The organism is Saccharopolyspora sp. 7B (assembly GCF_020177435.1).
In the GTDB taxonomy this organism is placed as follows: Bacteria; Actinomycetota; Actinomycetes; order Mycobacteriales; family Pseudonocardiaceae; genus Saccharopolyspora_C; species Saccharopolyspora_C gregorii.
The window spans coordinates 1-1,347 of record NZ_JAIUKC010000170.1 but is presented as its reverse complement, the minus strand read 5'-3'; the positions used below and the strand labels follow the sequence as shown (position 1 = coordinate 1,347).

Sequence of the window (1,347 nt, the reverse complement as noted above, 5' to 3'; positions counted from 1 at the left end):
CCCCCGGCGGCCCCCCCCCCCCCCCCGGGGGGGGGCGCCCCCCCGGGGGGGGGCGGGGGGGGGGGGGGGGGGCCGGCGGGTTTGTGCCGCGCCCGCCCCCCCCGGGGGGGGGGGGGGCCCCCCCCCCCCGCGTTCCACCGGGAGTTGCTACCGCCTGCTCCATTTCCGCGCGGTGCACGCCATTTCGCTCACTATCTGGAAATCGTTCGCGAGAAAGTGAACCTCCTGTTAAGGGGGTGCGATTTTCGTGCGCTGTGACGCAGGATGCATTGACTGCTGCGGAAAGTGTCGGACAGAGTGCTCAGCGTACTGGGGTGGACATGTGACCGGGGAGGGCTTCCGGTGCTGGAGGGGTGGCGTTCGCGCGCGCGTTTTCGCAGGCTGGTCAAGGAATTGGCGCTGCCTGCCGCCTGTTCGATGGATGAGTTGATCGAGTGCATCTCCGCGCGCCGGAAACGTCCGTTGCGCGTGCTCCCCTTTCCGGGGGCGGCGAATTCCGCCCGTCCGCACGGGCTCTGGGTGGAAGCCGCGGACACCGACTACGTTTTCGTCGAACCGCGTACCAGCGAACTGCACCGAAAGCACATCATCCTGCACGAGATCGGACACATCCTCGCGCACGGTGGAGCGGAACCCGCCGATCACTCGGAGCGGCGGGCGGCGCAATTCCGGCGGATGGTCCCGGATCTCGACCCGGGAACGGTGTCCCGGTTGCTGGCCCGCTCGCACGGCGGGCACGGTGCCGCGGCCGAGCGGGAGGCCGAGGACATCGCGGTCCTGCTGGGCAGCCGCATCCTGCCGACTCCGGTGCGGGTGGGCGGAATCGAGGAGGCGCTCGGGTTCGCGGTGGCCCCGTGGCCGCCGCCGCGGTGAGCTCGGTGGTGGAGTTCGTCGGCATCGGGGCGCTCTGGCTCGCGGTTCTGCTCCGCGCACCGCAGGCGTTGCGGCAGCGCCGGACCCGGGCGTTCTGGCTCATCGGAGCCGGGCTCGCGACGACGATGACGCTGCACACCGACGCTTCCTGCACGTGGTTGCGCGAATCCGCGTTGAGCCCGCAGGCGGTGCACGTGCTGCGCAATTCGATCGCGGTGACGAGTTCCTGCCTGGTGCTCCACGGTTTCTCGGCTTTCCTGCGGGTGCGTGGCGCCCGGACGCCGCTGCTGTGGGCCGGTGGGGCCGTGGTGGTCTCGCTGCTGGTCCGCTCCGATCTGTCCGCGGTCGGTTTCGCGGGTCCGCCGGTGCCGGTCGCGGTGCTGGACAGCTACTGGTCGGGTTTCCTGCTGCTGCACGTCGTCGCGCACGCGGTGGCGTGCGGGTTGTGCGTGCGGGCGGGCGTGCGCGGGGGGC

2 protein-coding genes are annotated in these 1,347 nt (G+C 71.7%); both read left to right on the top strand.

The window, feature by feature from the left end:
* Positions 1-342 precede the first annotated feature (342 nt).
* Positions 343-873, top strand: a complete 531-nt coding sequence (locus tag LCD33_RS23570; RefSeq protein WP_224961038.1) for an ImmA/IrrE family metallo-endopeptidase — start codon at positions 343-345, stop codon at positions 871-873.
* Positions 855-1,347 (top strand): hypothetical protein (locus tag LCD33_RS23565; RefSeq protein ID WP_224978295.1); only part of this gene is annotated, 493 nt, incomplete at its 3' end. The genes LCD33_RS23570 and LCD33_RS23565, both read left to right, overlap by 19 nt.